We start from the raw sequence: 26,390 nt of genomic DNA on the forward strand, positions 1-26,390 counted from the left end.
CTAGGATGAAACCTAAATTAAACCCCATTCTATCTTATGTGGCTGCTGCTGCGTTAATTAGCTTAATTGTGCTTTGTTTAGTGTGGGAGCTGTTTTTAGCGCCTATACGGCCTGGCGGATCCTGGTTAGTACTCAAAGTGGTGCCTTTATTGTTTCCTTTACGAGGGGTGTTGAAAGGTAATGTTTATACCTTACAGTGGTCATCTATGCTTATTTTGCTTTATTTCATGGAAGGCGTCACCCGGGCTTGGTCAGACCCAAACTCACTTTCGGTATATATGGCATTAATTGAAACTGGCTTATCTTTGATCTTTTATCTATGTGCCATGTTTTATCTATGGCCTTCTAAAAAAGCCGCCAAACAACGTAAAAAAGCGGCGCTGGCAGCCTCTGTTTCTACACCCAAGGATTAACTGTTATGTCTTTATTTAGCTCACTGACGGTGAGTAATCAATTTGCCGATGAACTAGGCAGCGCTTTTTATACACGTTTAGAGCCTCAAGGTTTAAATTCACCCCGTTTACTGCATGTAAATCCACACGTGGCCGCCCAGCTAGGTCTCACCAAAGAGCAGTTAAAAAGCGATGAGTTCGTACAAATGATGGCGGGCAATCAGCCTTTGCCTGCAGGTAAAACGTTGGCCGCTGTTTATAGCGGCCATCAGTTTGGTCACTGGGCTGGGCAGTTAGGTGATGGCAGAGCGCATTTGCTAGGTGCCATTGAAACCGCTCAGGGCGCGTTGGAAATACAGCTGAAAGGAGCGGGGCTTACCCCTTATTCACGTATGGGTGATGGTCGAGCTGTACTGCGTTCGTCTATACGTGAATATTTAGCCAGTCATGCGATGCGCGGCTTAGGCGTGCCCACTACAGATGCTTTATCTTTAGTGGTATCGGATGATCCAGTTTATAGAGAAACGGTAGAAACGGCTGCGGTAGTTTCACGTATAGCCCCTAGTTTTGTACGTTTTGGCTCTTTTGAGCATTGGGCCCATAGGCCTAAACAGATGCAGCAGTTATTGCATTACGTGATAGATCACTTTTATCCCCAGTGCGGAACGCCTGGGCTTACCTCTGATAGTGATTTGGTGTTGGCGCTGTTTAGGGAAGTGGTGCGCCGTAGTGCGCACATGGTGGCCCATTGGCAAACCGTAGGCTTTTGTCATGGGGTGATGAATACCGATAATATGTCTATCTTGGGTTTAACCATTGATTACGGCCCGTATGCCTTTATAGATAACTTCAAAATTGATTATGTGTGTAATACCACTGATACCGGCGGACGTTATTCATGGGTACGGCAGCCTTCAGTAGTCCATTGGAACTTAGCGCGCCTAGCAAGTTGTTTTTTAGATATTTGTACCGAAGAGAGTTTGCAAGAGGTGTTTGCTCATTATGAGGCCGATTATTTGCAGCAATATCAGCAAAATATGCAAGCAAAATTTGGCTTTGATGATTGGGGCAAAGAGGACCATGAATTGACTAATGATTGGTGGCAACTTTTACACGACCATGAGGCAGATTTTACATTAAGCTTTAGATCATTAAATACGGTGCTTGAACATCCAGAGGCCTGGTTAGGTTTATTTAACAACAGTGCAGCAGCCCAAGCTTGGCTCACACGTTATTTAGATCGCAGTCAGCAAAATAGATCCAATAGCACGCAGCGTATGCAGCAAATGTTGCACAGTAACCCTTTATACGTACTGCGTAATCATTTAGCCCAAGAGGTAATTGTTGCTGCCAAAGAAGGTAATGTTCAGCCTTTAGAGCGCCTTTTTACCGTATTGCATACCCCTTATGAATGGCAAGAAGGCTATGACGACTTGGCCTTGCCTCCTAAGCCTGATCAATTAATGCCCGCCTTAAGTTGTTCTTCGTAGTGTCTTAGGCGTTATTTGGTTATGATTAGCTCAATGAAATCAATTGATATTTTTATTTTGGAAAACACACAGTTATGGCGGCGAATACATTAGGTACGCTTTTTCGCGTTACAAATTATGGTGAATCCCATGGGCCTGCTATTGGGGCGGTAATTGATGGTTGTCCTCCGGGTTTAACTTTATGTGAGGCAGACATACAAGCAGAGCTAGATCGCAGACGCCCGGGTACATCAAGACATGTAACGCAACGCCAAGAGGCGGATCAGGTGGAAATACTTTCTGGTGTTTATCAAGGTAAGACCACAGGCACTCCCATCAGTTTATTAATACGTAATACTGATGCGCGTAGTAAAGATTATGGCAATATTTTAGATACCTTTCGCCCTGGTCATGCTGATTATAGCTATTTGCAAAAGTACGGCATACGCGATCCTCGTGGGGGCGGCCGTTCTTCTGCACGCTTAACCGCCCCTACCGTAGCTGCAGGCGCCATTGCTAAAAAATGGTTAACCGAGCATTTCGGTATACGTATACGAGGTTATATGAGTCAGTTAGGGCCTATTGTTATTCCTTTTCAGTCTTGGGAAGAGGTGAGTAATAATCCTTTTTATGCGCCTAATGCACAAGTGGTGCCTGAGTTAGAAGCGTATATGGATGCCTTACGCAAAGATGGCGATTCTATTGGTGCTCGTATAGAAGTAGTCGCTGAAAATGTGCCTGCAGGCTTGGGAGAGCCTATTTATGCACGTATAGATGCTGAGTTGGCGTATGCCATGATGGGGTTAAATGCGGTGAAGGGAGTAGAAATAGGGGCTGGCTTTGAATCCGTATCGCAGCGGGGCTCTGAGCACGGCGATGCTATTACGCCTACAGGGTTTGAGAGTAATCATGCCGGCGGTATTTTGGGCGGTATTTCTACTGGTCAAAATATTGAAGTCTCTTTAGCCATTAAACCCACTTCTAGTATTCGTATTAAACGACCTTCTATTAATCAGGCGGGAGATGCCGTAGAAGTACAAACCTTAGGCCGTCATGATCCTTGCGTGGGTATACGCGCCACACCTATAGCCGAAAGTCTGATGGCTATTGTTATTATCGATCAGTTATTACGTCAACGCGCGCAGTGTGGCGATAACTGGCTAAATAAAAATAATGAAAATTATGAAAATAAAGCATAAAAATAAAACCTTTACTACGACCACGAGTAAGCTAAAAGGCTTGAAATGGGGAGGGGTTGCTCTCTGTAGTAGTTTATTAGTGGCCTGTGCTGCTGTAGATACTACTGGTACCGGTACAGTAGGCATAGAGCGTAAGCAGTATATGTCGGGCTTGGTTTCAGAGGCTGAGCTTAATCAAACGGCCTCTCAGCAGTATAGCCAGCTTATAAGCCAAGCACGCCAACAGTCCGCCTTAGATGTAAACAAAGCACAAACGCAACGTGTTAGAACCATCGCTCAACGGCTTATCGCTCAGGTGGGCGTGTTTAGACCGGACGCGCAAAATTGGGATTGGCAAATACACGTTATTAATAGTAATGAGGTTAATGCTTGGTGTATGCCCGGTGGTAAAATGGCGGTTTATAGTGGTCTTATTAATCAAACTAAAGCCACCGATGATGAGTTAGCAGCGGTTATAGGGCACGAAATGGCCCATGCTTTACGTGAGCACTCCAGAGAGCAAATGTCCCAGAAAATGGCCACAGGCATTGGTTTATCTGTGCTCTCTGCGATTACTGGGGTTTCGGCTGTAAATGATTTAGGCGGCACTTTAACTGAGGTAATGTTTGAGCTGCCCAACAGCCGTACGCATGAAATGGAAGCAGATCGTTTAGGCGTAGAGTTAGCTGCACGTGCGGGTTATGATCCTAGAGCGGCTGTTAGCTTGTGGCAAAAAATGGGAGCACTAGGAGGTAGCGGCACGCCTGAGTTTTTATCTACGCATCCTTCACCGGCTTCGCGTATTAATGATTTGCGGGTGGCCGCTGAACGAGTCATGCCTTTATATCAGCAAAATAAAAGATAATAGTTCTTCCAGCGCCGTGCTTACTTAATGCTTAGTCCAATACACGGTGCTTTTTTATTATTAACTAAAGGTGTTACTTTTTATACCAGTATATTTAATTGTCTTGTACCGGCTTAAAAACTTGGCATAATAATAGATAATCATCGCACTTTTAACTTTTGGCGAGGCAAAAATGGCTCAAACTTTATATGACAAACTTTTCGATTCTCACGTGGTGCATCGTGAAGACGATGGCACCTGTTTACTTTATATTGATAGGCAACTATTGCACGAGGTCACCAGCCCACAAGCATTTGAAGGTTTAGACTTAGCAGGGCGCAAGCCATGGCGGGTGAGTGCAAACCTAGCAGTGGCTGATCACAACGTGCCAACCACTTCGCGCGCCGAAGGCATTGCAGATCCTATTTCTAAATTGCAAGTGGATACTTTAGCCAAAAACTGTGAAAAGCACGGTATTACCTTGTTTGATATGAATGATGCGCGTCAAGGTATTGTGCATATTATTGGCCCAGAACAGGGGGCGACCTTGCCCGGCATGACCGTGGTATGTGGTGATTCTCACACCAGTACTCACGGCGCAGTAGGAGCGTTGGCTTTTGGTATAGGTACCTCAGAGGTAGAGCATGTGTTAGCTACGCAGACGTTGCTAATGAAAAAAAGCAAAAGCATGCTGATTAATATCAATGGCAAACTTCCTTTTGGTTGTACCGCGAAAGATTTAATTTTGTATGTGATTGGTCAAACAGGTACTGCGGGCGGTACAGGATACGCCATTGAATTTGCCGGTGAGGCGATTCGTGATCTCAGTATGGAAGGACGCATGACGGTCTGTAATATGGCCATTGAAGCTGGTGCGCGCTCGGGTATGGTGGCGGTTGATGATAAAACCATTGAGTATTTCCGTGGCCGTCCGTATGCGCCTAAAGGTGCCTTATGGGATCAAGCAGTAGAATATTGGAAAACCTTGCATTCTGATGAAGGGGCACATTTCGATAAAGTCATTAATCTAAATGCGGCAGATATAGCTCCACAGGTTACCTGGGGCACCTCACCGGAAATGGTATTAGATATCACACAGTCTATTCCTGATCCTGATAAAGAAAAAGATCAGGTAACCCGTGATGGCATGATCCGTGCATTAGAGTACATGGGTTTAAATCCCATGCAGCCTATCACTGATGTGCGCATTGATAAGGTATTTATAGGTTCTTGTACCAATGCCCGCATTGAAGATTTACGTGATGCGGCCAAGGTGGCGCGAGGTCGTAAGGTAGCATCAAATGTGACCCAAGCCATGATTGTGCCGGGGTCTGGTTTGGTTAAGTTACAAGCAGAGCAAGAAGGTTTAGATAAAATTTTCCTTGAGGCGGGCTTTGAATGGCGTGAGCCGGGTTGTTCAATGTGTTTAGCAATGAATGCTGACCGTTTAGAGCCAGGAGAGCGTTGTGCAGCCACCTCAAATCGTAACTTTGAAGGTAGACAAGGTATGGGTGGCCGTACGCATTTAGTGAGTCCTGCTATGGCTGCGGCTGCGGCGATTGCAGGACATTTTGTTGATGTGCGTAACTACAACTAAATCAATCAAGGAATTATCATGCAAGCATTTACTACTCATAAGGGTGTAGTTGCCCCTTTAGACCGTGAAAACGTAGATACGGATTTAATTATTCCTAAACAGTTTTTAAAATCCATTAAACGTACCGGTTTTGGACCTAATTTGTTTGATGAGTTACGTTATTTGGACCACGGTGAGCCAGGTGTAGATAACAGTAAACGTCCTCTAAACCCGGATTTTGTGCTCAATCAAAGCCGGTATCAGGGAGCTTCGGTATTATTAACTCGCAAGAATTTTGGCTGTGGCTCTAGTCGCGAGCATGCGCCATGGGCTTTGTTGCAATACGGTTTTAGGGCCATTATTGCACCTTCTTTTGCTGATATTTTTTATAATAATAGTTTCAAAAACGGTCTTTTACCCATCGTGCTTTCTGAGCTGCAAGTGGCTAGATTGTTTGATGAGGTTAAAGCTTTTCCAGGCTATGAGCTCACTATTGATTTAGCCCGTCAAGTGGTAATTACGCCTTCTGGTGAAGAGTTCGAGTTTGAGATTGATGCTTCAAGAAAAAACTCATTGCTTCAAGGTTTAGATGAAATTGGACAAACGCTACAAAAATCAGACGCCATAAAACAGTTCGAAGCCGAGCGTTTAGCTCGTCACCCTTGGTTAGTCGCAGAGGCTTTGGCTTAGTGTTACAAAAAGCATAAACAGATAGACGAAATAAGGAAAATATAAATGACGCAAATTGCAGTATTACCGGGTGACGGTATTGGCCATGAGATCACTACCCAAGCCGCGCGAGTATTGAGTGCAGTGGCCCCAGATTTAACCTTGGTTGAAGCACCTGTAGGTGGCACAGCTTATGATCTACATGGCCATCCTCTGCCACCTGCAACCTTAGAGTTAGCGCAGAACTCCGCGGCTATTCTCTTTGGCGCGGTAGGTGATTGGAAGTATGACACGTTGGCTCGTGAATTACGTCCAGAGCAGGCTATTTTAGGTTTGCGTAAAGCCATGGGATTATTTGCGAATTTTCGCCCCGCCATTTTATACCCACAGCTAGCTTCTGCTTCTAGCCTTAAGCCAGAAATTGTATCGGGCTTGGATATTTTGATCATTCGTGAGCTTACGGGTGATATTTACTTTGGTGAGCCACGTGGTGTGCGTACCATAGAAGAGGGGCCTTTTGCTGGTGACAAACAAGGTTTTGACACCATGTTATACGCGGAAACAGAAATTCGACGTATTGCTAAAGTGGCATTTGAGGCAGCACAAGCACGTAACAAAAAACTGTGCAGTGTAGATAAAGCCAATGTGTTAGAAACTTCGCAATTGTGGCGTGATGTCATCATTGAAGTCGCAAAAGACTATCCTGATGTAGAATTAAGTCATATGTATGTGGATAATGCCGCCATGCAGCTAGTGCGAGCACCCAAAGCCTTTGATGTGATTGTAACTGGAAATATTTTTGGTGACATTCTCTCCGATGAGGCTGCCATGTTAACGGGGTCTATAGGCATGTTGCCTTCCGCCTCTTTAAATGCTTCTAAACAAGGCCTATATGAGCCTAGTCATGGTTCAGCTCCTGATATTGCCGGTCAAGATAAAGCGAATCCTTTAGCAACTATACTTTCAGCTGCAATGTTATTGCGTTATTCTTTAGGGCGTGAGACGCAAGCCCAACGTATAGAGCAAGCGGTAGCTAAAGTGTTAGAACAAGGCCTACGTACGCCAGATATCTTCACTGAGGGTGACACCTTAGTGGGCACTATACAAATGGGTGATGCGGTATTAGATGCATTAAAATAACGCTATTATTCTTCTATTATTAGGTGAGTTTTCATGAAACAAGCAGTAGGATTAATTGGTTGGCGCGGCATGGTGGGCTCAGTGCTCATGCAGCGCATGCGCGACGAAAACGATTTCTCTTTATTCGAACCCGTTTTTTTCTCTACAAGTAATGCCGGCGGCGCAGCACCGAGCTGGGCTGAGGGGGCCGGGCCACTTCAAGATGCTTACGATATAAACGCCCTTAAAAAGTTACCCATTATTCTTACTGCCCAAGGGGGCGATTACACCACCGAAGTGTATGGTAAATTACGTGCCGCTGGCTGGGATGGTTTGTGGATTGATGCCGCCAGTACCTTACGCATGGAAGACGATTCCATCATTGTGCTTGACCCTATTAATCGGGATGTGATTGATGCAGGTTTAAGTAAAGGCATTAAACAGTACGTGGGAGGTAATTGCACCGTAAGTTGTATGTTAATGGGCCTAGGGGGCTTATTTAAGCACGATTTGATTGAGTGGATGACTTCCATGACCTACCAAGCCGCTTCGGGTGGTGGGGCGCAGCATATGCGTGAGTTGCTTACGCAGTACGGTGAGATTAATAAATCAGTTAAAGAGTTATTAGACGATCCTGCTGGTGCTATTTTAGAAATCGATCGTAAAGTGCTCGCCAAGCAACGCGCTGATGATTTAGCTCAAGAGCATTTCGGCGTGCCTCTAGGCGGTAATCTCATCCCTTGGATTGATTCCGATATGGGTAATGGCGTCTCCCGAGAAGAGTGGAAGGCGGGAGTAGAGTCTAATAAATTACTTGGCCATACGGCTGAAAACTATGTGCCCATAGATGGACTTTGTGTGCGTATTGGAGCCATGCGCTCCCATAGTCAGGCTCTAACTATTAAGTTACGTAAAGATGTACCTCTAGATGAAATTGCCGATATCATCACACAGGGTTCTGCATGGGCAAAAGTAATCCCGAACGAGCGCGAGCGTACTATGAATGAGCTCACACCAGTTGCCGTCACGGGCACCATGGATATACCCGTAGGACGTTTACGTAAACTTGCTATGGGTAACGATTATCTCAGTGCTTTTACGGTAGGCGATCAATTACTTTGGGGCGCTGCTGAGCCATTACGTCGTATGTTACGTATTGCTCTAGGAGAGCTATAGTCATGAAAACACACCGTCGTCGCTTAATAACTCTTCTTATGCATAGTGGTATTTGTGCGGCGGCGGTGTTCGGTGCGCTTCATGCACAAGCGGTTACTTTAGGTCATAGTCGGGTCACTTCTGCCCCCGATCAACCTTTACGCATTGTGGTGCAAGTTAAAGACCTCAATGCTACGGACTTAAAAAGTATTACCGCGCAAATTGCACCTGTTGCTGCGTGGCAAGAGGCAGGTCTTACGCCACCCGTAGAGCTCAATTCGCTCAGCACCCATTTATTACCCGGTCACCAAGAAAAGGTGATGCAATTGGTGTTGCAATCGCGCTTGGTGTCTACAGATAAGGTGTTAGATGTTTTGGTAGACATCCGCACAGATGCTTCTACTCAGCGTCACCAAGTCAGTGTTTTACAAACGCAACGGCCTGTGTCAGTGCAATTAGCCGTTACAGACCCTGCGGAGGCGTCTAAATCTTCTGTACCTGTGATCGCGCCTACACCGCAGACAAAAACTCTGACACCCGCCACATATACCGTTAAAAAAGGCCAAAACCTCTACGGCATAGCACGTACCTTACGTGATGAACGTTATAATCATTTGCAGTTGATGGCTGCTTTAGTGGAGGCCAATTCAGAAGCTTTTATTAATGGCAATATGAATTTACTCCGAGCAGGAGCCAGTTTAACCATTCCCGATGCGGCAACGGTAGCGGCGATTAGTCCCCAACAGGCTCGTCAGATTTATCAAACGCAACTGGAGCAGTTTGATGAATATCGTCAACGCATAGCCAAAGGGGAGCCGCCGGTTACGGTTCTCAGCGCCACTAAAGAAAGCAATTCAGATCAAGACCGTGTAGTCTCCGAGACATCTGCCAATACAGATCGTCTACAGTTATCCGCTCAAAGCGATGAAGAGGCGCACAAAGACCAACAAACGGCTACCGCCCAAGAGTTAGCTCATACAGCACAGCGTTTGAGCCAATTAGAAGCTGTGCCATCTATAGAAGAGACTCATCAAGCTGGTTTCATGAGTGAGCCAAGTGATCCAGATGAGCGTATTTTAGACCAAAAGCCAGCCGCTTTATTAGAGTCTCAAAATACGACTGAAAGTAAAGAAGAAATAACTAGTACGGTAGCAGTAGCATCTGCTACTACTGCCTCAGAGAATGAAATCCTCACAACAGAATCCAGTTCGGTTTCCTGGTGGAAGTCTAATGCGGTGGCTTTGATTTTGAGTGTATTTGTCTTATTGGTAGTCTTAGTGGCCTGGTTTTTACGCAGAACCTATGCCACACGTATGGAATATGCAGAAATAGTGCCTGCGAGCTCGGTGCGTACACGAGAAAAAGCAGAGACGACTGAGGCTGAGTTTAGGGAAATAGATTAAAGTGGTAGCATCACCTCAGCAGCGTGTAGCCTTAGGGCTTTGTTATGACGGTGCCGCGTGGCACGGCTGGCAAACGCAGCCTTCTGCCCATACGGTTCAAGATCAGCTTGAAAAAGCCTTAAGTCAGTTTTTGGCAGTGCCTACGAGCACAATTTGTGCTGGCCGCACTGACTCCGGCGTACACGCTTTAAACCAAGTAGTACATATAAACACGACAGTAATACGTAGCATGGAGTCTTGGGTACGGGGTTTGAATGCCTTATTGCCACAGAGCATTTCCGTACAATGGGCTCAAATCGTTTCGGATGAGTTTCATGCACGTTTTTCAGCGCAAAACAGACGTTATGTGTATTTATTGCGAAATACGCGCGTGCGCTCTCCCTTATTGCACAATAAAGTGGGTTGGGTGTTTAGACCCTTAGATTTAGATGCCATGCGTTTGGCGGCTAGTCTCTTTTTAGGGAAGCATGATTTCACCACCTTTAGAGCTGCAGAGTGTCAAGCCAAAAGTCCTATACGTGAATTGCGCCAGTTGGAGATTCACCAGCGAGGCGATTTATTTATTTTTGAGTTTGCTGCAAACGCTTTTTTACACCATATGATACGTAATCTTATGGGTGCGTTGGTGTATGTGGGCATGGGGCGTCAGGAGCCGGCGTGGGTATCTTATTTATTGGCCGCAAAAGACCGCCATGTTTCAGCCCCCACTTTTGCGGCTGAAGGTTTGTATTTGGCTGGAGTAGACTATCCTAGTCAGTACGGTTTAGCTTCATTGAGTTCAGTTCAGCTTTGTGAGCAGCATCTAGGTATTAGTTGGTAAATTTATTTTTCTTAAACATGAAAAGCCATGTCATTCTTATTTAAAATTTCTTCACTTATTGACCGCCTTAATCAAGCGGTAGGCAGGTCTGTTGCATGGCTTACCTTAATTGTAGTGGTAGTTAGTGCTACTAACGCCGTTATTCGAAAAGTATTTAGTATCAGCTCAAATGCGTGGTTAGAATTGCAATGGTATTTATTCGGTGCCATTTTTTTGTTAGCCGCAGGCTATACCTTTTTACGTAATGAACACGTAAGAGTGGATGTAGTAGCGCAGCGTTTTACGCGTAGAACCAAAGCCTACATAGAAGTGTTTGGGGTGATTTTCTTTTTATTACCAGCCTGTGTTTTAGTGTTTTGGTTGTCTATCCCTTATTTCTATAAATCTTTAGTGTTATTAGAGCAATCTTCCAATACCGGTGGGCTTATACGTTGGCCTGTTAAGTTGCTTATACCGGTAGGTTTTGCCTTGTTAATTTTAGCTGGGATTTCACATTTGATTAAATCGGTGGGCTTTTTAATGGGTCTTTGCCCTGATCCCATTGAGCAAGCTGAGGCTATGCAAAAACCTGAGGTAGAAGAAGCGGCTGCCGACGTGCGCGCCCACGCGGAAGCGCTCTTAGCTGCTGAACAGGAAGCGGCTAAAACCAATGTAAATGTAAAGATAAATAACAATAAAAACAAAGGTAAAGCGTAATGATGGAGTTTATTACGGCTAATTTAGCCCCTATTATGTTTATTAACCTCATTGGTTTTTTACTTTTGGGGTTCCCGGTAGCTTTTACCTTAGCAGCCATTGGTATTTTATATGGCTTAGTCGCCATTGAGTTTAATCTCATGCAGCCGGCTTTATTTCAGGCCTTACCACAACGTATTTTTGGTATTGTGGCAAATGACACCCTCCTAGCTGTCCCATTTTTTACCTTAATGGGATTGATTTTAGAACGGTCAGGCATGGCCGAGGATCTACTTGACACTATAGGCCAATTATTTGGCCCTATACGTGGCGGTTTAGCCATCGCGGTGGTTTTAGTAGGAGCCATGCTGGCAGCTACTACAGGGGTTATTTCTGCCTCAGTAATTTCAATGGGGTTGATCTCCTTACCTATTATGTTGCGCTATGGCTATAGCAGCCGTTTAGCTACAGGGGTAATTGCAGCCTCAGGTACCTTATCACAAATTATTCCTCCTTCTATTGTGTTAATTATTTTAGCCGATCAGCTAGGGCGTTCTATTGGTGATATGTATCGGGGAGCTATGATTCCGGGCCTAATATTAACTTCTTCTTACATATTTTATGTGGTGCTCTTGGCTATTTTTCGCCCTAAAAGTGTGCCTGCCTTACCACCCGAGGCGCGAGTATATGTAGAACCGGATGGCAGCCGAGGAGTGCGGTCTTTATTGGTAGTGACTCTTATTGCTACATTGATTGCTTACGCAGGAACGCAGTACTATTTTGCAACTCACGAAAGTGCCCCTGTTGATGAGTTAGTTGTTATGGCTTTACTTATTTGGGGTACTGCTGCGTTTATTATGGCTTTATTTAATAAGTTTTTTAAATTAGGCTTGCTGTCGCGTATCGCAGAGCGCGTTATTTTTGTCATGATTCCGCCTTTGTTTCTCATATTTTTAGTGCTAGGTACTATTTTTATTGGCCTTGCTACTCCTACTGAAGGCGGGGCCATGGGGGCAGTAGGGGCAATTATTATGGCTGTGGCACGTGGTAGACTGTCCTTTAAGCTTTTGCGTCAAGCCATGGGTTCTACTACACGTTTGTCGTGTTTTGTGGTGTTTATTTTAGTGGGCTCCACAATTTTCAGCCTAAGTTTCCGAGGTATTAACGGAGATTTGTGGGTAGAGAGTTTATTGCTTGATTTGCCAGGTGGAGAAATTGGCTTTTTAATAGCAGTTAGTTTACTAACATTTTTCTTAGCCTTTTTCCTTGATTTCTTTGAGTTGGCTTTTATTATTGTGCCTTTACTCGGTCCAGTAGCCGATAAAATGGGTATAGATTTAATTTGGTTTGGTATTTTGCTCGCTGTGAATATGCAAACCTCATTTATGCACCCACCCTTTGGCTTTGCTCTGTTTTTCTTGCGCTCGGTAGCACCACGGGAAGATTATGTGGATAAAGTGACTGGAAAAATGGTCAAGCGAGTGACTACCGGAGATATTTACTGGGGTTCAGTGCCTTTTATTGCGATTCAGATAGCTATGGTAGCTGCCGTACTTGCTTTTCCAGGCATGGTAACGCACTACAAAGGCAGCGGCCCCCTCATTGATGCAGCGGAAGTGGAGTTTAATATAGGTGATACCTATGGAGATGACGACGGCTACGGGTATGGCAATGACAATCCTTTCCAGTAAACGTATACGGGTTAAGATGTGCGGCTTCACACGCGCACAAGACATTCGAGAGGCGGTAAGCTCAGGAGCCGATGCTATTGGTTTTGTTTTCTACCCCAAAAGTAAGCGTTATTTAAGCTTAAATAACGCAGTCAGTTTGCGTAGATATGTACCGGCTTTTGTGCAATGTGTGGCGTTGTTTGTGAACGCTAAGCCAGCCTTCGTACAACAAGTGATTGAGCAGGTGCAACCGGATTTATTACAGTTTCATGGTGAGGAATCCGTGGCGTATTGTGAATCCTTTAATTACCCGTATATACGGGCTTTTAGGGTGGGAGCGCCTAACATGAACACGCCTAAAGCCTTGCTTCAGGCGTGCAGACAATATCCACACGCCAAGGGTTGGTTATTTGATAGCTATAGCCCAGGGTATGGGGGCAGTGGTTTAAGTTTTGATGATCAGCAACTCAGCGTTTTACATCAGCAGCATACGGTGAATGATCCACCTTTAATCTTAGCGGGTGGTATTACCCATGATAATGTGCGAGCTAATATTGTTCAGCATCGTCCTTTTGCTATAGATATCAGCAGTACCATTGAAGAGGCTCCGGGTATTAAAAGCGCAGAAAAAATCCATACATTCATGCAGCATTTAAACGATATTTAGGTTTGTTTTATGCAGGTAATTACCTTAGGTCCCTTATCCATGGATGCCAGTTTGCTTTTTAGCTTGGTGGCGCTCATGGTGATGTTTTTTACCGCCGGTTACTTAGAAAAAAAGCAAAAAGTTAAAATAGAAAGCCGTTTATGGTTGATTGCACTACTTGCCGTTATTGCAGGGCGAGTGGTGTTTGTGGTGCAGTATTGGACGCAATATCAAAGCAGCTGGTTAGGTGTGCTCAATGTCAGAGATGGCGGGTTTAATTGGCAAGCGGCTGTTGTCGTAGCTTTAATGGCTTTGGTTGTTTGGTTGTTTAATAGACCGTTGGTACGTCGTGCAGTAATGGGGAGTGTAGCGGCAGGTGCTGCCGTACTATTAATGAGTTTTGCTGCACTCAGTGTATTTCAGCCAAGTGGCGTTATTGCTATGCCTAAATTAGAGCTACGTAATCTGAATCAAGAACCAGTAGCACTCACGCAATATGTCGGAAAGCCAGTGGTACTAAACCTTTGGGCGAGTTGGTGCCCACCTTGTAGGCGCGAAATGCCCGTATTAGAAAAAGCTCAACAACAGCACGCGGATGTGCATTTTGTGTTTGCAAATCAAGCTGAGTCTTTGCAAATAGTACAGGATTATTTAAATAGTGAAGGCTTAGCCTTAGATAATGTATTATTAGATACTCAAACCCAAATTGCTGACTTTGTGCAAAGTCGCGGCTTGCCTACCACTTTATTCATAGATGCTGAGGGCAATATGCAGAGTTACAGAATGGGAGAGTTGTCCGCCGCTAGTTTAGCTTCTCATCTAAATGCCTTGAAGCCTTAACAGAGTTTTTATTTGCAAAGGTGGTAAAAAGGTTTCAACTTGTTAAACTAGTACCCCTTATTCATTAACTATAAATGGTTGTCATGAGCGAAAAAACCTCTGAAAGTACAATTAGTAAACCAGTATTCTTCAGTTCGGCAGGCATTCTCGTGCTCTTAGCCTTTCTGGTTACTGTGTTTCACGAAGGCTCCTTACAGGTCTTTGAGCAAGTGCAAGGCTGGATCGTTGAAGATGTGGGTTGGTTTTACATCTTAGCGGTTGCCGTTATTTTATTATTAACGGTGTTTTGCATGTTTAGCCGTTTTGGTGACATCAAACTGGGTCCTGATCACAGTACGCCTGATTACAGCACTATAAGCTGGTTTGCCATGTTGTTTTCGGCAGGTATGGGTATTGGTTTGATGTTCTTTGGGGTGGCTGAACCTTTGATGCATACTCTAGCCCCTCCGGTAGGTGTAGCTGGCTCACCCGAAGCCGCTCGTGAGGCCATTCGCATCACTTTTTTCCATTGGGGCTTCCACCCATGGGCGATTTATGGCATTGTGGCGCTTGCCTTAGCTTTCTTCTCTTATCGATTTGGCTTACCACTTACTCTACGCTCCGCGTTGTACCCACTTATTGGCGATAAAATATATGGCCCTATTGGAAATGCCGTAGATATATTTGCGGTCGTAAGTACGGTTTTAGGGGTGGCCACTTCTTTAGGTTTTGGTGTATTACAAATCAACAGTGGTTTAAATCACTTATTTGATGTGCCCGTTAATACCACAGTGCAGGTTTTATTAATTGTGGGTGCTATTGGCTTAGCGGCTATATCAGTTACTTTAGGTTTGGATGTGGGCGTGCGTCGTCTGTCTGAACTTAATATCATTCTTGCTGTGAGCTTGATGATTTTTGTGTTGGTTTTAGGCCCTACCGTTTTCTTAATTAAAGCGTATGTAGAAAATACCGGTGGGTATTTATCAGAAATTGTAGGTAAAACTTTTAATCTTTATGCTTATGAAAAAACCGATTGGTTAGGTGGTTGGACCTTACTTTATTGGGGCTGGTGGTTATCTTGGTCACCTTTTGTAGGTATGTTTATTGCCCGCGTATCTCGGGGCCGTACCATTCGTGAGTTTATTGCGGGTGTAATTTTATTACCTACGGCTTTTACTTTCCTTTGGATGACGGTATTTGGTGATAGTGCTATTGATTTAGTAATGAACCAAGGCATACAAGAAATTGCCGATGCTACCCTTAGAGATAATTCCATCGCCTTATACGTGTTCTTAGAGAACTTTCCGTTTTCTTTCTTTCTCAGCATGTTAGCGGCCTTTATGGTGTTGGTGTTCTTTGTGACCTCGGCTGACTCAGGGGCGTTGGTTGTTGATTTATTAGCCTCGGGCGGTAAAGAGCATACTCCCGTGTGGCAGCGTTTATTCTGGGCAGCAGCTATGGGGGGGATGGCCATTGCATTATTGTTAGCAGATGGATTGCAGGCTTTAAGTACGGCTACCTTAGCTTCGGCTTTACCATTCTCTATAGTATTGATGTTTGTACTCTGGGGCCTGGTGAAAGCCTTACGAGCAGATGTAATGAAGCGCGATACTCATACGCAACTGCATTTAGCGCCGCGTCATAGTGGGCCTACTACGCACGATTGGGAACGCAGAGTGCGTAATTTATTAACCTATCCTCGTCGTCGCCATATTCAGCGCTTTATGTCAGAGGTGGTGTATCCGGCGTTTGAAGATGTATCAGGCGCTTTAGATAAGCAAGGGGCAAGTACTCGGATTCTTAAAGAGGATGATCGTGTGGCCTTATATGTGGGGCATGACGATGAACTAGACTTTGTGTTCAAGGTGCGTCCGCAAGCCTATGCGTTACCTAGCTTCGTTGAAAGCGACGAAGACGATGGCGTTGAGCGTAAATACTTCCGCGCTGAGGTGCATTTAAGCGAAGGTGGGCAAAACTACGACATCATGGGTTGGAGCAGGCAAGAGGTAATTGACGACATTCTTGATCAATACGAACGTCATTTGCATTATTTACATCTAGTGCGAGATTAGGAACTGCCTCGTCTAGCAGCCCATAGGCTGCTAGCTACGGGTGCCTGTTTGGTTGCCGAGGCCTCCGTAGCGGTAATAATCAAGTCACAGTCGTTTGCGCGGCTGTGGTTTTTTTTGCGTAGTGATTTGCTATGACAGAGCAGGCCATGAGTTGCAGCTGATGAAAGATCATAATAGGTAATAAAGCGGGGCCCAGCATGGCACTGCCAAAAATCACTTGAGCCATGGGTACACCAGTGGCCAAGCTTTTTTTGGATGCGCAAAAAATAATGGTGATTTCATCCTCGAGATTAAAACCCAAGCGCTGTGCTAGAAATTTAGTGAGCCACAACACAATAGCTAAAAGTAGTAAGCACACAATAAATAAGTAAGTTAAAGCAGAAGGTGGTACTTTTTGCCATAGACCTCCCACCACAGAGGCACTAAAGGCCGTATATACTACGAGTAATATTGAACTTTGATCTACATACTTAAGCCATTTGGAGTTTTTAATAATAAAATTGGCGGTTAAGGGGCGGGATAAATGGCCTACTATAAATGGTAGAAGTAATTTCACACTAATATTTATAATTGCAGCTCCCATACCAGCTGAAAGCTTAGAGCCTTCTATGTCTATCATTAAGCTCAGCACCACAGGAGTAATGACAATACCCAATAAGCTAGACGCCGAGGCACTACATACTGCAGCCGATACATTGCCTTTAGCTATGGAGGTAAAGGCAATGGCTGATTGCACTGTGCCAGGTAGGGCGCATAGATATAACATGCCCACTGTTAAAGGCACCCCTAACAATGGCACTAAAGCAGGCTTCATGGCTAAGCCAATTAAGGGAAAAGCGGCAAAGGTAAAGAGAAAAACTAAAAGATGCAAACGCCAATGCATAATGCCTTGAATAATGGCTTGGCGAGATAGCTTAGCCCCGTGCATAAAAAACAGTAGTGCAATCGCAAAAGTAGTGATCCACTCAAAGAGCACAGCTGTTTCCCCTTGTGCTGGTAAAAGGGTAGCTACCAGCACTACAGCGATTAATATAAGGGTGAAATTATCAAAAATAAGGCGCAGCTTGCTGAACATAAAAATCACTTAAAGAGAAAAGGAGTAAAGCTTAGGAGGGTAGTAAAAACTTTAAAATTAGCCAACCTAGGCTAAAACACAACAACGTACCTACTAAATGTAGTAGTAAATGCAAAATAAAATAGAAATAATCGCTTTGGTGTAGCAAAGTAAAGCTTTCAGCGGTAAAGGTAGAAAAGGTAGTAAGAGCGCCTAAAAACCCAGTCATAATAAATAATTGCCATTGGGCAGGTAATGAAAGGGCTTTTTCTATTACCCCAATACATACCCCCATGAGAAAGGCACCTAACAAATTCGCTGCTAAGGTGCCCATAATAATATGAGGAGATAAATGATTAAGACTTAAACCAATCACCCACCGTAGCACAGCGCCTAAGGCACCCCCTAAGGCCACCCAAATAACAGAGTTAAAGCTCAGCATTGTTTGATTACCAACATATGGAATAGGTAAATTGATAGTGAGGAAAGCATGATTAGTGAAGCCGTAGTTAATGTTGTTAAAAAATCACGCCGTATTGTAGTTTTTAGTGGCGCAGGCATGTCTGCAGAAAGTGGTGTGCCTACCTTTAGAGACGACTTAACCGGGTTATGGACGCAATACGATCCTAACGCATTAGCTACCCCTGAAGCTTTTGAGACGGATCCGTCTTTAGTGTGGGGTTGGTATGAATGGCGTCGCAGCCGTATTTTAGGCGTAGCGCCTAATGCAGGCCATAAAGCTATTGCGCAATGGCAAAAGCATTATCCGCTCACTATAGTGACGCAAAACGTAGATGATTTACACGAACGTGCTGGCAGTTACAGCGTGATTCACATTCATGGCAGTATTTTTGCACCGCGTTGTACTAAGTGCAAGAGTCCTTATACGTTCAGTAGTACTTATGCACATGAGCCGGAATCAGGGCGCCGTATAGATCCTCCTTTATGCGAGCTATGTAAAAACCCTGTGCGGCCAGGCGTAGTGTGGTTTGGAGAGCCGTTGTATGAGCCTGATTTACGTTCTGCTATTTACGCAGCGGAAAACTGTGATTTATTAATTGCCGTAGGCACTTCAGGCGTGGTGCAGCCAGCCGCTTTGTTGCCGCGCTGGGCCAAAGACAAAGGAGCGCAGGTGATACAAATAAACCCAAATAGCACTCCTATAGATGATGTCAGTGATTACAACATACGTGCTACGGCTGCAGCGGCATTACCGGAGCTAGTAGGGGCGCTTGGCTTAGAAAAATAAGTATCTATATTTTCGTTTTATGTTTAAAAATACCGTTTGGGAAAACCACCCTTCACTTTGGCAAAATGATTTGCCCCCTATAGGTGCAGCAACGCATAAGTACTCGCGTGGTCATGCTCTTGTGTATGGCGGCACCTTGATGACAGGGGCAGCTCGTTTAAGTGCTCTAGCTTGTGCACGAGCTGGAGCAGGAGCCACTACGGTGGCTTGCTCAGAAGCCGTGTGGTCCATTTATGCCAGTCATTTGCTATCTATAATGGTGAGCCCTTGGAGCTCAGAAGAGGAGGCCTTAGCTTTATTGCAACCACAGCACAAAGCCGTACTTATTGGACCCGGTGGGGGCGCTATGCCTGAGTTAGCAGCATTGGTTAGTGGGCTGCTAGCGCAGCAGTGTGCAGGTCAGACGGTAGTATTGGATGCCGATGCTCTATCTATGCATCAGAATGCACAACAGCCATTTTTTGAGGCTATACAACATAGCGCAGCAGCTGTAGTCTTAACGCCACATGAGGGGGAGTTTGCGCGTCTCTTTCCAGATCTGGCTTTGACACAGAGTTCCCTAAGCAAAGTAGTACGAGCTCAGCAAGCCGCTCAACGTAGTGGTGCAGTAATAGTACTTAAAGGCAGTGATACAGTGATTGTTCAGCCCAATGGGCATGCAGTAATACAAATGGCCTCCACTCCTTATTTGGCTACCGCAGGCAGTGGTGATGTCTTAGCCGGTCTTATTACGGGTTTAAGTGCTCAGTCTATGTCGGTTTTTTCCGCTGCTTGTGCAGCCGTGTGGCTGCATAATCAAGCGGCTTTGGCGTTTGGTCCCGGTTTAATCGCTGAGGATATTATTCAAAGTGTGCCATTGGCTTGGCAGCGTTTATTTAAAAAACAATGAATTTTACTGATGCTGATACCCACGCTATGCAAATGGCGCTACAATTAGCCCAGTGCGCTTGGGATCAAGGAGAGGTGCCGGTAGGTGCCGTGCTGTTAGATGCACAAGGTAAGCTCATAGGCCAAGGTTTTAATCAAGTTATTTCTGGCCATGACCCAAGCTTGCATGCAGAAATGATTGCTCTTCGGCAAGCCACCACGCAGTTAAGAAATTACCGTCTGCCACAAGCTCAGCTTTTTGTAACTTTAGAGCCTTGTATGATGTGTTTAGGGGCCATGTTGCATGCGCGTATTGCGCGCGTTGTTTATGCAGCCTCAGATCCTAAAACAGGCGTTTGTGGCAGCTTATTAAGTTTGCATGAAAATACACAGCTAAATCACCACACACACGTTCAATCCGGTTTACTTCAAGCGCCAGCCGCTCAATTATTGCGTGACTTCTTTAAAGAACGCCGACAGCTAGCTAAACAAAATAAGCAAAAAAGATCTTTGTTATGACTTCTCACCATCATGATTCGGCTTGTGCTTTGCACGAGCCCCAAGGTATTTATATTATTTCCTCCTCCAGTGCAGTAGAGGAGGCGGCTCAGCTACAACTCGCACAAAAAAATTTAGAAACCCTAGACTGGGAAGTGGTCCTGGATCCTGACGCTTTGGCCGTTTATCAGCGTTTTGCCGGCACTGACCAGCAGCGTTTGGAGGGTATTCATCGTGCTTTAACTCAGCCCCATAATGTGGTGTTATCTAGCCGTGGTGGGTATGGTATGAGTCGGTTGTTACCTGCTATTAATTGGCGGGGGGTGGCCGATAGTGGTAAACGCTTTGTAGGACATAGTGATTTCACTGCCTTTAATTTGGCATTATTAGCGCAAACAGGAGCCGTTAGCTATGCCGGCCCTTGCGCTGCTTTTGATTTTGGTGTGCCTGAACCTGACGATCTTACCGTGGATTTATTTCATGAAGCCATGACAGATCAGCTTGAGATACTAAGCTTTGAATCTGAAGGCTCTGATGCCGTAGATGCACGAGGAATACTTTGGGGTGGTAATTTGGCCATGGTGAGTTCATTATTAGGCACGCCTTATTTCCCACAGGTTGATCAGGGTATTTTGTTTTTAGAAGACATTGGTGAGCACCCATATCGTATAGAACGTTATTTGGCGCAGTTATGGCAAGCAGGGGTGTTAGCCAAGCAACAAGCCATTGTCTTGGGTAACTTCACCGAATATACCCTTAGTCCGCGTGATAATGGTTTTGATTTTGAAACCGTTGTGCAGTGGCTGCGGCAGACGGTAAAAGTACCGGTGGTGTTGAATTTACCCTATGGTCATGTACCCTTAAAAGCCACCTTACCTATAGGTAAGAAAATTGGCATAGCCTGTGAAGATGAGATGGCGCATTTGGTGTTAGATGAACATCACGCTTAAATTTATTCATTATTTTATTATTTATACAATTCTTTTATAAAGATATATTGCTTTGATATCGACTTCTAATTTGACCATTCAATTTGGTCCTAAACCTTTATTTGAAAATGTGAGTGCCCGTTTCGGTGATGGTAATCGTTACGGTTTAATTGGTGCAAATGGCTCAGGTAAATCCACTTTAATGAAAATCATAGGGGGTGATTTAGAACCTTCGTCTGGTAACGTGGCATTGGCGCCCAATGTGCGCCTAGGTAAATTGCGTCAAGATCAGTTTGCTTTTGAGGAAAATACCGTTTTAGACGTAGTACTCATGGGACATACTGAAATGTGGGAGGCCATGACAGAGCGCGATGCTATTTATAACAACATGGAAGCCACAGAAGAAGATTACATGCGCGCTGCTGAGCTGGAAAATGTTTTTGCAGAGTATGATGGCTATACAGCGCAGGCACGTGCTGGTGAGTTATTACTTGGTCTAGAAATCCCTACTGAGCAGCACACGCTGTTAATGAGTGAAATGGCACCCGGCTGGAAACTGCGTGTACTTTTGGCCCAAGCCTTGTTTTCTAATCCTGATGTGTTGCTTTTAGATGAACCCACAAACAACTTAGACATCAACACTATCCGTTGGTTAGAAGATATATTAAATAGCTATGACAGCACCATGATTATTATTAGCCATGATAGGCATTTTTTAAACCAAGTGTGTACCCACATGGCGGATTTGGATTATGGTGAGTTACGAGTGTACCCAGGTAGTTATGATGAATACATGCTGGCTGCTGCCCAAGCGCGAGAACGCTTAAGCCAAGCGAATAGCCGAGCTAAAGAACGTATTGGTGAATTGCAAGATTTTGTGCGCCGTTTTTCAGCGAATAAATCCAAAGCACGTCAGGCCACCTCACGCATTAAACAAATTGACCGCATTAAAGCAGAGGCGGTAGAGGTGAAACCCTCTTCACGCCAAAATCCTTACATACGTTTTGAACAATCAAAGCCATTACATCGTTTAGCTGTTAGTGCAGAGGCGCTTACTAAGTCTTTTGATAAACCTATTATCAATAATTTAAACTTAGCCGTAGAGGCTGGTGAACGCATTGCTATTGTAGGAGCAAATGGTGTGGGTAAAACCACGCTGTTACGTTTATTATATGGTGATTTAACGCCAGACTCTGGTGAGGTGACATGGGCTGAAAACGCGGATATTGGTTATATGGCTCAAGATGTTTCCGACTATTTTGATGATGATAGCACTCTTTTTGATTGGCTTTTAGAGTACCGCAAGCCTGGCGATGATGATCAGGCCTTACGTTCAGTGCTAGGACGTTTATTGTTTTCCAATGATGACATTAAAAAACAAGTGCATGTGCTCTCAGGGGGCGAGAAAAACCGCTTGAGTTTTGGGCGCTTAATGTTGTCGCGTAATAATGTGTTGATGCTTGATGAACCCACGAACCACTTAGATATGGAATCCATTGAATCCTTACAAATCGCCCTAGAAAAGTACGAGGGGACCTTACTCTTTGTGTCGCATGATCGGGAGTTTGTTTCTGGTGTGGCCTCACGTATTATTGAGGTGTTTCCCGATGGTAGACTTGTGGATTATGTAGGCTCCTATGATGATTACTTAGAGTACAGAGACAATAATAATCCGCATTAATTCATTATCTGTTTTTTTAAGGACGCTATGCAGTATCAGTTAGACGAACTCTATCAATACGAAGAAGATATTAAAAAAAGCCGCTTCTTAGCCTTGGCTGCTCCGGTTAATAGTGCTGAAGAAGCCATGACCTTTTTAGAGCAGCATAGCGTGCCCGATGCTACGCATAATTGTTGGGCTTATAAAATAGGTGATGAATACCGTTTTAATGATGACGGCGAGCCCGGTGGCACAGCAGGGCGTCCTATGTTGCAAGCCATAGAAGGCCAAGATTGCGACAGAGTGGTAGTGTTGATAATACGGTGGTTTGGGGGAGTAAAGCTAGGTACTGGAGGCTTAATGCGGGCGTATGGAGGTGTGGCCGCATCATGCCTAAGATTGGCGCCTAAAAGCCCTATTGTGGCCTTAGAAACCATTCAGTGTTCATGTGGGTATAGTGATAGCGATATTGTGCGCTCACGTTTTGAGCAATATAAAGCGCATGTAATCTCTGAGGAGTTTGGTGCTACCGGGGTAGAATGGCAACTAGCCTTACCACTAGATCAAGTTGAAGCGTTTGAAGAAACTTTTAACAACTTAACCCGTGGCCAAGGCTTTTGGTCTAAGCAGGGCCAAACAGATAGTCAAGCCCTTTAATAGCAAAGTGACACTGCTAGACAATTAATTAAGCGTCTTCGCTATTTTTCTGCTGCGCTGCAATTTCAGCATGTACTTCAGCCATGTCCACGGCTTTAACCTGTGTAATCAGCTCCTCGAGCTGAGATTCAGAAAGTGCACCTGAATGTTGAAATAATAAGACTTGCTCACGGAACACCATAATGGTGGGAATAGAGCGTATACGCATAGCAGCAGCTAAATCCTGCTCGTCTTCGGTATTTACCTTGGCAAAGCTCATGTCTTCGTGTTTGGCAGCAGCCGCTTCAAAAGTGGGAGCAAATTGCTGGCAAGGGCCACACCAAGGTGCCCAAAAATCAATAATTAAAGGCTTGTCGCTTTCAACGGCAGCTTGGAAAGTGTCTTGAGTAAGATCAATGGTGCTCATAATGGCTTCCTTTAATTGAATAAGCGACTACATTTATAGTCGCTTATTTGGTATTAGTTACGTGTTAATTACGTTCATATCTACTAACTAGTGTAACGTGTTTTTTAAATAAAAGAACCCCTACTACGAAATTAATCAGGGAAAAAAGTGTATTTAATTATAAATAAAACCGCCACAATAGCGGTAGCTGGGTGTACCTCACGTACTCTCCCCGTGCTAATTTTAATTATTACATAACTAATAAAACCAAAAGCCAAACCATTGGCTATAGAATAGGTAAACGGCATGGCTAAGGCGGTGAGAGCCGCCGGAGCGGCTTCGGTAGCTTCATCCCAATTAATATCAGTCATCTCACGTAGCATTAAACCTGCTACATACAAGAGGGCTGGTGCAGTGGCGTATGCAGGGACCATTTTCGCCAAAGGAGCAAAAAACAGTGCTAATAAAAAACAAGCCGCCACGATGAGTGCTGTAAGGCCAGTGCGACCACCCGCTTGTACGCCCGAAGCGCTTTCCACATAAGCGGTGGTACTGCTAGTACCAATCACAGAGCCGGCAATAATAGCAGTACTGTCTGCAAATAAAGCACGCCCTAAGCGGCCGGGGTTATTATCGCTAATTAGCCCAGCGCGTTTGGCTACACCAAGCATAGTGCCTGTAGCGTCAAACACTTCCACTAACACTAAAACTAAAATCACATGGGCCAAACCCATGTGTAGTGCACCTATAATATCTAACTGCATAAAGGTAGGAGCAATACTAGGAGGTAAGGAGAAAATGCCTAGATAGTCGTTGTAACCCATAGCAGTAGCTATAGCGGTTACTGCTAAAATACCAATTAAGATCGCACCCCGCACTTTAAGCGCATCTAAGGTAGTGATGAGAAAAAAACCTAAAATAGCAAATAAGGCTGCTGGCTGTGTTAAATCACCAATACCAATTTTTGTAGCGGGATGCTCCACCACAATACCCGCATTCATTAAAGCGATAATGGCGAGAAATAAACCAATACCTGCCGCAATAGCAGCCCGTAGAGATTTAGGAATACCAGCAATAATCCAGGATCTAATTCCGGTAGCAGTTAAAAACAGGAAAATAACCCCAGAGATGAAAATAGCACCTAAGGCTTGTTGCCAAGTGTAGCCCAAAACAGCTACCACCGTAAAAGCAAAGAAGGCATTTAAGCCCATGCCTGGCGCCATGCCTATAGGCCAATTAGCCACTAAAGCCATTACTAAGGTGCCTACCACAGCAGCTAAACAGGTAGCCACAAAAATGGCGCCATGATCCATTCCTGTGGTGGAAAGAATATTCGGATTCACAATGATAATATAAGACATAGTGAGAAAAGTGGTGATGCCAGCCACCACTTCGGTCTTTATATTGGTACCGTGCTCACTAAGCTTAAATAAACGCTCAAACATAAGGTTTCCTGTTTAGAATAGAGATATTTAGCGATTTTAAGCTTGTTTACGCATTCGCGCTATAACGCATTGCTGCATAATGCTATTAAACTAGATAGGTTTTATGAAAATACTTGGATACGAAAGCTCTTGTGATGAAACCGGAGTGGCAGTGGTTTGTACAGAAAAAGGCTTGTTAGCGCACGCATTACATAGCCAAATTGCGATGCATCGTGCGTATGGTGGGGTGGTGCCAGAGCTGGCATCGCGTGATCATATCCGTCGTATTATGCCTTTAACAGAACAGGTGCTAGCAGAAGCTAGGCTCACTTTGGATGAGATTGATGCGGTTGCCTATACTGCTGGCCCTGGTTTAAATGGCGCTCTATTAGTGGGGGCAAGCTTTGCTAGCTCCTTAGCTTGGGCGCGCGGTTTACCCATCATGCCTATACACCATTTAGAGGGGCATTTATTATCGCCCCTGATGGCAGATCCGGCTCCTGATTTTCCTTTTGTCGCCTTATTGGTGTCCGGGGGGCATACGCAAATTATGCAAGTGAATGCAGTAGGGCAGTATGAGTTGTTGGGTGAAACCCTCGATGATGCTGCTGGCGAGGCTTTTGATAAAAGTGCAAAACTTTTAGGATTGTCTTATCCAGGTGGACCTGCCCTAGCACAACTTGCCGAAAAAGGGGATAGCTGCCGTATTAGCCTACCGCGCCCTATGCTCCATAGTGGCGATTTTGACTTTAGTTTTAGTGGCCTTAAAACAGCGGTGCTCACGGCTTTACGAAAAATGGAAAAAGAGCAACACGTCGTCACTGAACAAGATCGAGCTGATTTAGCTGCGGCCACACAGCTCGCTATTGTAGATGTATTGGCGATTAAATCGTTACGCGCTTTAAAGAAAAGTGGCCTCAAACGTTTGGTGGTAGCAGGCGGAGTGGGAGCAAATCGCTTATTACGCGATCATTTATTGGCAGAAACGCAAAAAATGGGGGCCACCGTTTACTTTCCTCCTGTAGCGCTATGCACCGATAACGGTGCTATGATCGCCTTTGCGGCTGCTATGCGTATTAAACATGGCGTACAGAAGGCCGAACGAGCCGCCAGTTTCACTGTGCAGCCGCGCTGGGCGTTAGAAGAAGTAGCAGTTTAGA

General features: G+C 44.8%; 26 protein-coding genes. 22 read left to right on the forward strand and 4 right to left on the reverse strand.

The annotated features are described in order from the left end of the window. Positions 1–5 precede the first annotated feature (5 nt). From AC2UZJ_RS08510 to betT, 15 genes are all read left to right on the forward strand, one after another. Entirely contained in the window at positions 6–413 is a 408-nt protein-coding gene (locus AC2UZJ_RS08510) for a DUF2069 domain-containing protein (protein WP_486949717.1), read from the forward strand. Between the two features lie 5 nt (positions 414–418). After that, the gene (locus AC2UZJ_RS08515; RefSeq protein WP_486949718.1) at positions 419–1,882 is read left to right on the forward strand and encodes a protein adenylyltransferase SelO; all 1,464 of its coding nucleotides are present in this window, start codon (positions 419–421) and stop codon (positions 1,880–1,882) included. Between the two features lie 74 nt (positions 1,883–1,956). Continuing rightward, entirely contained in the window at positions 1,957–3,060 is a 1,104-nt protein-coding gene (gene aroC / locus AC2UZJ_RS08520) for a chorismate synthase (RefSeq protein WP_486949719.1), read from the forward strand. After that, on the forward strand, positions 3,044–3,904 hold the full coding sequence (locus AC2UZJ_RS08525) for a M48 family metallopeptidase (RefSeq protein ID WP_486949720.1): 861 nt from the start codon (positions 3,044–3,046) through the stop codon (positions 3,902–3,904). Before aroC ends, AC2UZJ_RS08525 begins: the two co-directional genes overlap by 17 nt. A 172-nt stretch (positions 3,905–4,076) precedes the next feature. Next, a complete protein-coding gene (gene leuC, locus AC2UZJ_RS08530; RefSeq protein WP_486949721.1) occupies positions 4,077–5,480 on the forward strand; it encodes a 3-isopropylmalate dehydratase large subunit in 1,404 nt (467 codons plus the stop codon). Positions 5,481–5,498: 18 nt separating this feature from the next. Further along, on the forward strand, positions 5,499–6,149 hold the full coding sequence (gene leuD, locus AC2UZJ_RS08535) for a 3-isopropylmalate dehydratase small subunit (protein ID WP_486949722.1): 651 nt from the start codon (positions 5,499–5,501) through the stop codon (positions 6,147–6,149). A 45-nt stretch (positions 6,150–6,194) separates the two neighbouring features. Continuing rightward, positions 6,195–7,268: a 3-isopropylmalate dehydrogenase gene (gene leuB, locus AC2UZJ_RS08540; protein ID WP_486949723.1), complete on the forward strand. Its 1,074-nt coding sequence runs from the start codon at positions 6,195–6,197 to the stop codon at positions 7,266–7,268. 33 nt (positions 7,269–7,301) lie between these two features. Then, complete coding sequence (gene asd, locus AC2UZJ_RS08545) at positions 7,302–8,423, forward strand: aspartate-semialdehyde dehydrogenase (RefSeq protein ID WP_486949724.1); 1,122 nt, start codon at positions 7,302–7,304, stop codon at positions 8,421–8,423. Between the two features lie 2 nt (positions 8,424–8,425). Then, positions 8,426–9,805: a type IV pilus assembly protein FimV gene (locus AC2UZJ_RS08550; protein ID WP_486949725.1), complete on the forward strand. Its 1,380-nt coding sequence runs from the start codon at positions 8,426–8,428 to the stop codon at positions 9,803–9,805. A 1-nt stretch (position 9,806) separates the two neighbouring features. Continuing rightward, a complete protein-coding gene (gene truA, locus AC2UZJ_RS08555; RefSeq protein WP_486949726.1) occupies positions 9,807–10,625 on the forward strand; it encodes a tRNA pseudouridine(38-40) synthase TruA in 819 nt (272 codons plus the stop codon). Between the two features lie 27 nt (positions 10,626–10,652). Further along, complete coding sequence (locus AC2UZJ_RS08560) at positions 10,653–11,321, forward strand: TRAP transporter small permease subunit (RefSeq protein ID WP_486949727.1); 669 nt, start codon at positions 10,653–10,655, stop codon at positions 11,319–11,321. A gap of 2 nt (positions 11,322–11,323) precedes the next feature. Continuing rightward, positions 11,324–12,991, forward strand: a complete 1,668-nt coding sequence (locus AC2UZJ_RS08565; RefSeq protein ID WP_486949788.1) for a TRAP transporter large permease — start codon at positions 11,324–11,326, stop codon at positions 12,989–12,991. Beyond that, complete coding sequence (locus AC2UZJ_RS08570) at positions 12,942–13,637, forward strand: phosphoribosylanthranilate isomerase (protein ID WP_486949728.1); 696 nt, start codon at positions 12,942–12,944, stop codon at positions 13,635–13,637. Before AC2UZJ_RS08565 ends, AC2UZJ_RS08570 begins: the two co-directional genes overlap by 50 nt. 9 nt (positions 13,638–13,646) lie before the next feature. Then, positions 13,647–14,456 (forward strand): TlpA family protein disulfide reductase, encoded by an 810-nt coding sequence (locus AC2UZJ_RS08575; protein ID WP_486949729.1) that lies wholly within the window; start codon positions 13,647–13,649, stop codon positions 14,454–14,456. Positions 14,457–14,539: 83 nt separating this feature from the next. Further along, the gene (gene betT, locus AC2UZJ_RS08580) at positions 14,540–16,507 is read left to right on the forward strand and encodes a choline BCCT transporter BetT (protein WP_486949730.1); all 1,968 of its coding nucleotides are present in this window, start codon (positions 14,540–14,542) and stop codon (positions 16,505–16,507) included. Between the two features lie 79 nt (positions 16,508–16,586). On the opposite strand, the gene AC2UZJ_RS08585 is transcribed toward betT, so the two are convergent. Then, complete coding sequence (locus tag AC2UZJ_RS08585; protein WP_486949731.1) at positions 16,587–17,582, reverse strand: bile acid:sodium symporter family protein; 996 nt, start codon at positions 17,580–17,582, stop codon at positions 16,587–16,589. A gap of 31 nt (positions 17,583–17,613) precedes the next feature. After that, positions 17,614–18,003 carry a fluoride efflux transporter CrcB gene (crcB, locus tag AC2UZJ_RS08590; RefSeq protein ID WP_486949732.1) on the reverse strand — a complete coding sequence of 130 codons (390 nt, stop codon included), beginning with the start codon at positions 18,001–18,003 and terminating at the stop codon, positions 17,614–17,616. A gap of 48 nt (positions 18,004–18,051) precedes the next feature. Between crcB and AC2UZJ_RS08595 the strand changes: the two genes are divergently transcribed. The 6 genes from AC2UZJ_RS08595 to AC2UZJ_RS08620 are packed head-to-tail and all read left to right on the forward strand — an operon-like array spanning position 18,052 to position 23,421. Then, positions 18,052–18,810, forward strand: coding sequence for an SIR2 family NAD-dependent protein deacylase (locus tag AC2UZJ_RS08595; protein ID WP_486949733.1), 759 nt, complete (start codon positions 18,052–18,054; stop codon positions 18,808–18,810). Between the two features lie 19 nt (positions 18,811–18,829). After that, positions 18,830–19,699, forward strand: coding sequence for an NAD(P)H-hydrate dehydratase (locus tag AC2UZJ_RS08600; protein ID WP_486949734.1), 870 nt, complete (start codon positions 18,830–18,832; stop codon positions 19,697–19,699). Next, positions 19,696–20,196 (forward strand): tRNA adenosine(34) deaminase TadA, encoded by a 501-nt coding sequence (gene tadA / locus AC2UZJ_RS08605; RefSeq protein ID WP_486949735.1) that lies wholly within the window; start codon positions 19,696–19,698, stop codon positions 20,194–20,196. The genes AC2UZJ_RS08600 and tadA overlap by 4 nt, the downstream gene beginning before the upstream one ends. Further along, positions 20,193–21,125 carry an LD-carboxypeptidase gene (locus AC2UZJ_RS08610; RefSeq protein WP_486949736.1) on the forward strand — a complete coding sequence of 311 codons (933 nt, stop codon included), beginning with the start codon at positions 20,193–20,195 and terminating at the stop codon, positions 21,123–21,125. The genes tadA and AC2UZJ_RS08610 overlap by 4 nt, the downstream gene beginning before the upstream one ends. Before the next feature lie 52 nt (positions 21,126–21,177). Next, positions 21,178–22,785, forward strand: coding sequence for an ABC-F family ATPase (locus AC2UZJ_RS08615; RefSeq protein ID WP_486949737.1), 1,608 nt, complete (start codon positions 21,178–21,180; stop codon positions 22,783–22,785). A gap of 27 nt (positions 22,786–22,812) precedes the next feature. Then, positions 22,813–23,421: an IMPACT family protein gene (locus tag AC2UZJ_RS08620; protein WP_486949738.1), complete on the forward strand. Its 609-nt coding sequence runs from the start codon at positions 22,813–22,815 to the stop codon at positions 23,419–23,421. Positions 23,422–23,449: 28 nt separating this feature from the next. On the opposite strand, the gene trxA is transcribed toward AC2UZJ_RS08620, so the two are convergent. Both trxA and AC2UZJ_RS08630 read right to left on the reverse strand, forming a co-directional pair. Then, positions 23,450–23,827 carry a thioredoxin gene (gene trxA / locus AC2UZJ_RS08625; RefSeq protein WP_486949739.1) on the reverse strand — a complete coding sequence of 126 codons (378 nt, stop codon included), beginning with the start codon at positions 23,825–23,827 and terminating at the stop codon, positions 23,450–23,452. 131 nt (positions 23,828–23,958) lie between these two features. Then, positions 23,959–25,251 (reverse strand): NCS2 family permease, encoded by a 1,293-nt coding sequence (locus AC2UZJ_RS08630; protein ID WP_486949740.1) that lies wholly within the window; start codon positions 25,249–25,251, stop codon positions 23,959–23,961. Positions 25,252–25,354: 103 nt separating this feature from the next. Between AC2UZJ_RS08630 and tsaD the strand changes: the two genes are divergently transcribed. Next, positions 25,355–26,389, forward strand: a complete 1,035-nt coding sequence (gene tsaD, locus AC2UZJ_RS08635) for a tRNA (adenosine(37)-N6)-threonylcarbamoyltransferase complex transferase subunit TsaD (protein WP_486949741.1) — start codon at positions 25,355–25,357, stop codon at positions 26,387–26,389. Position 26,390 lies beyond the last annotated feature (1 nt).

The organism is Paenalcaligenes sp. DL 309, from assembly GCF_057475285.1.

Coding starts and splice junctions, on each gene's coding strand:
- AC2UZJ_RS08510 (WP_486949717.1), top strand. CDS start 6: ATGAAACCTAAATTAAACCCCATTCTATCTTATGTGGCTGCTGCTGCG.
- crcB (WP_486949732.1), bottom strand. CDS start 18,003: ATGCTGAGCTTTAACTCTGTTATTTGGGTGGCCTTAGGGGGTGCCTTA.
- AC2UZJ_RS08575 (WP_486949729.1), top strand. CDS start 13,647: ATGCAGGTAATTACCTTAGGTCCCTTATCCATGGATGCCAGTTTGCTT.
- AC2UZJ_RS08595 (WP_486949733.1), top strand. CDS start 18,052: ATGATTAGTGAAGCCGTAGTTAATGTTGTTAAAAAATCACGCCGTATT.
- tsaD (WP_486949741.1), top strand. CDS start 25,355: ATGAAAATACTTGGATACGAAAGCTCTTGTGATGAAACCGGAGTGGCA.
- AC2UZJ_RS08565 (WP_486949788.1), top strand. CDS start 11,324: ATGGAGTTTATTACGGCTAATTTAGCCCCTATTATGTTTATTAACCTC.
- AC2UZJ_RS08515 (WP_486949718.1), top strand. CDS start 419: ATGTCTTTATTTAGCTCACTGACGGTGAGTAATCAATTTGCCGATGAA.
- betT (WP_486949730.1), top strand. CDS start 14,540: ATGAGCGAAAAAACCTCTGAAAGTACAATTAGTAAACCAGTATTCTTC.
- AC2UZJ_RS08600 (WP_486949734.1), top strand. CDS start 18,830: ATGTTTAAAAATACCGTTTGGGAAAACCACCCTTCACTTTGGCAAAAT.
- leuD (WP_486949722.1), top strand. CDS start 5,499: ATGCAAGCATTTACTACTCATAAGGGTGTAGTTGCCCCTTTAGACCGT.
- asd (WP_486949724.1), top strand. CDS start 7,302: ATGAAACAAGCAGTAGGATTAATTGGTTGGCGCGGCATGGTGGGCTCA.
- AC2UZJ_RS08525 (WP_486949720.1), top strand. CDS start 3,044: ATGAAAATAAAGCATAAAAATAAAACCTTTACTACGACCACGAGTAAG.
- AC2UZJ_RS08560 (WP_486949727.1), top strand. CDS start 10,653: ATGTCATTCTTATTTAAAATTTCTTCACTTATTGACCGCCTTAATCAA.
- AC2UZJ_RS08570 (WP_486949728.1), top strand. CDS start 12,942: ATGGAGATGACGACGGCTACGGGTATGGCAATGACAATCCTTTCCAGT.
- AC2UZJ_RS08620 (WP_486949738.1), top strand. CDS start 22,813: ATGCAGTATCAGTTAGACGAACTCTATCAATACGAAGAAGATATTAAA.
- AC2UZJ_RS08630 (WP_486949740.1), bottom strand. CDS start 25,251: ATGTTTGAGCGTTTATTTAAGCTTAGTGAGCACGGTACCAATATAAAG.
- leuB (WP_486949723.1), top strand. CDS start 6,195: ATGACGCAAATTGCAGTATTACCGGGTGACGGTATTGGCCATGAGATC.
- trxA (WP_486949739.1), bottom strand. CDS start 23,827: ATGAGCACCATTGATCTTACTCAAGACACTTTCCAAGCTGCCGTTGAA.
- aroC (WP_486949719.1), top strand. CDS start 1,957: ATGGCGGCGAATACATTAGGTACGCTTTTTCGCGTTACAAATTATGGT.
- AC2UZJ_RS08550 (WP_486949725.1), top strand. CDS start 8,426: ATGAAAACACACCGTCGTCGCTTAATAACTCTTCTTATGCATAGTGGT.
- AC2UZJ_RS08610 (WP_486949736.1), top strand. CDS start 20,193: ATGACTTCTCACCATCATGATTCGGCTTGTGCTTTGCACGAGCCCCAA.
- AC2UZJ_RS08585 (WP_486949731.1), bottom strand. CDS start 17,582: ATGTTCAGCAAGCTGCGCCTTATTTTTGATAATTTCACCCTTATATTA.
- tadA (WP_486949735.1), top strand. CDS start 19,696: ATGAATTTTACTGATGCTGATACCCACGCTATGCAAATGGCGCTACAA.
- leuC (WP_486949721.1), top strand. CDS start 4,077: ATGGCTCAAACTTTATATGACAAACTTTTCGATTCTCACGTGGTGCAT.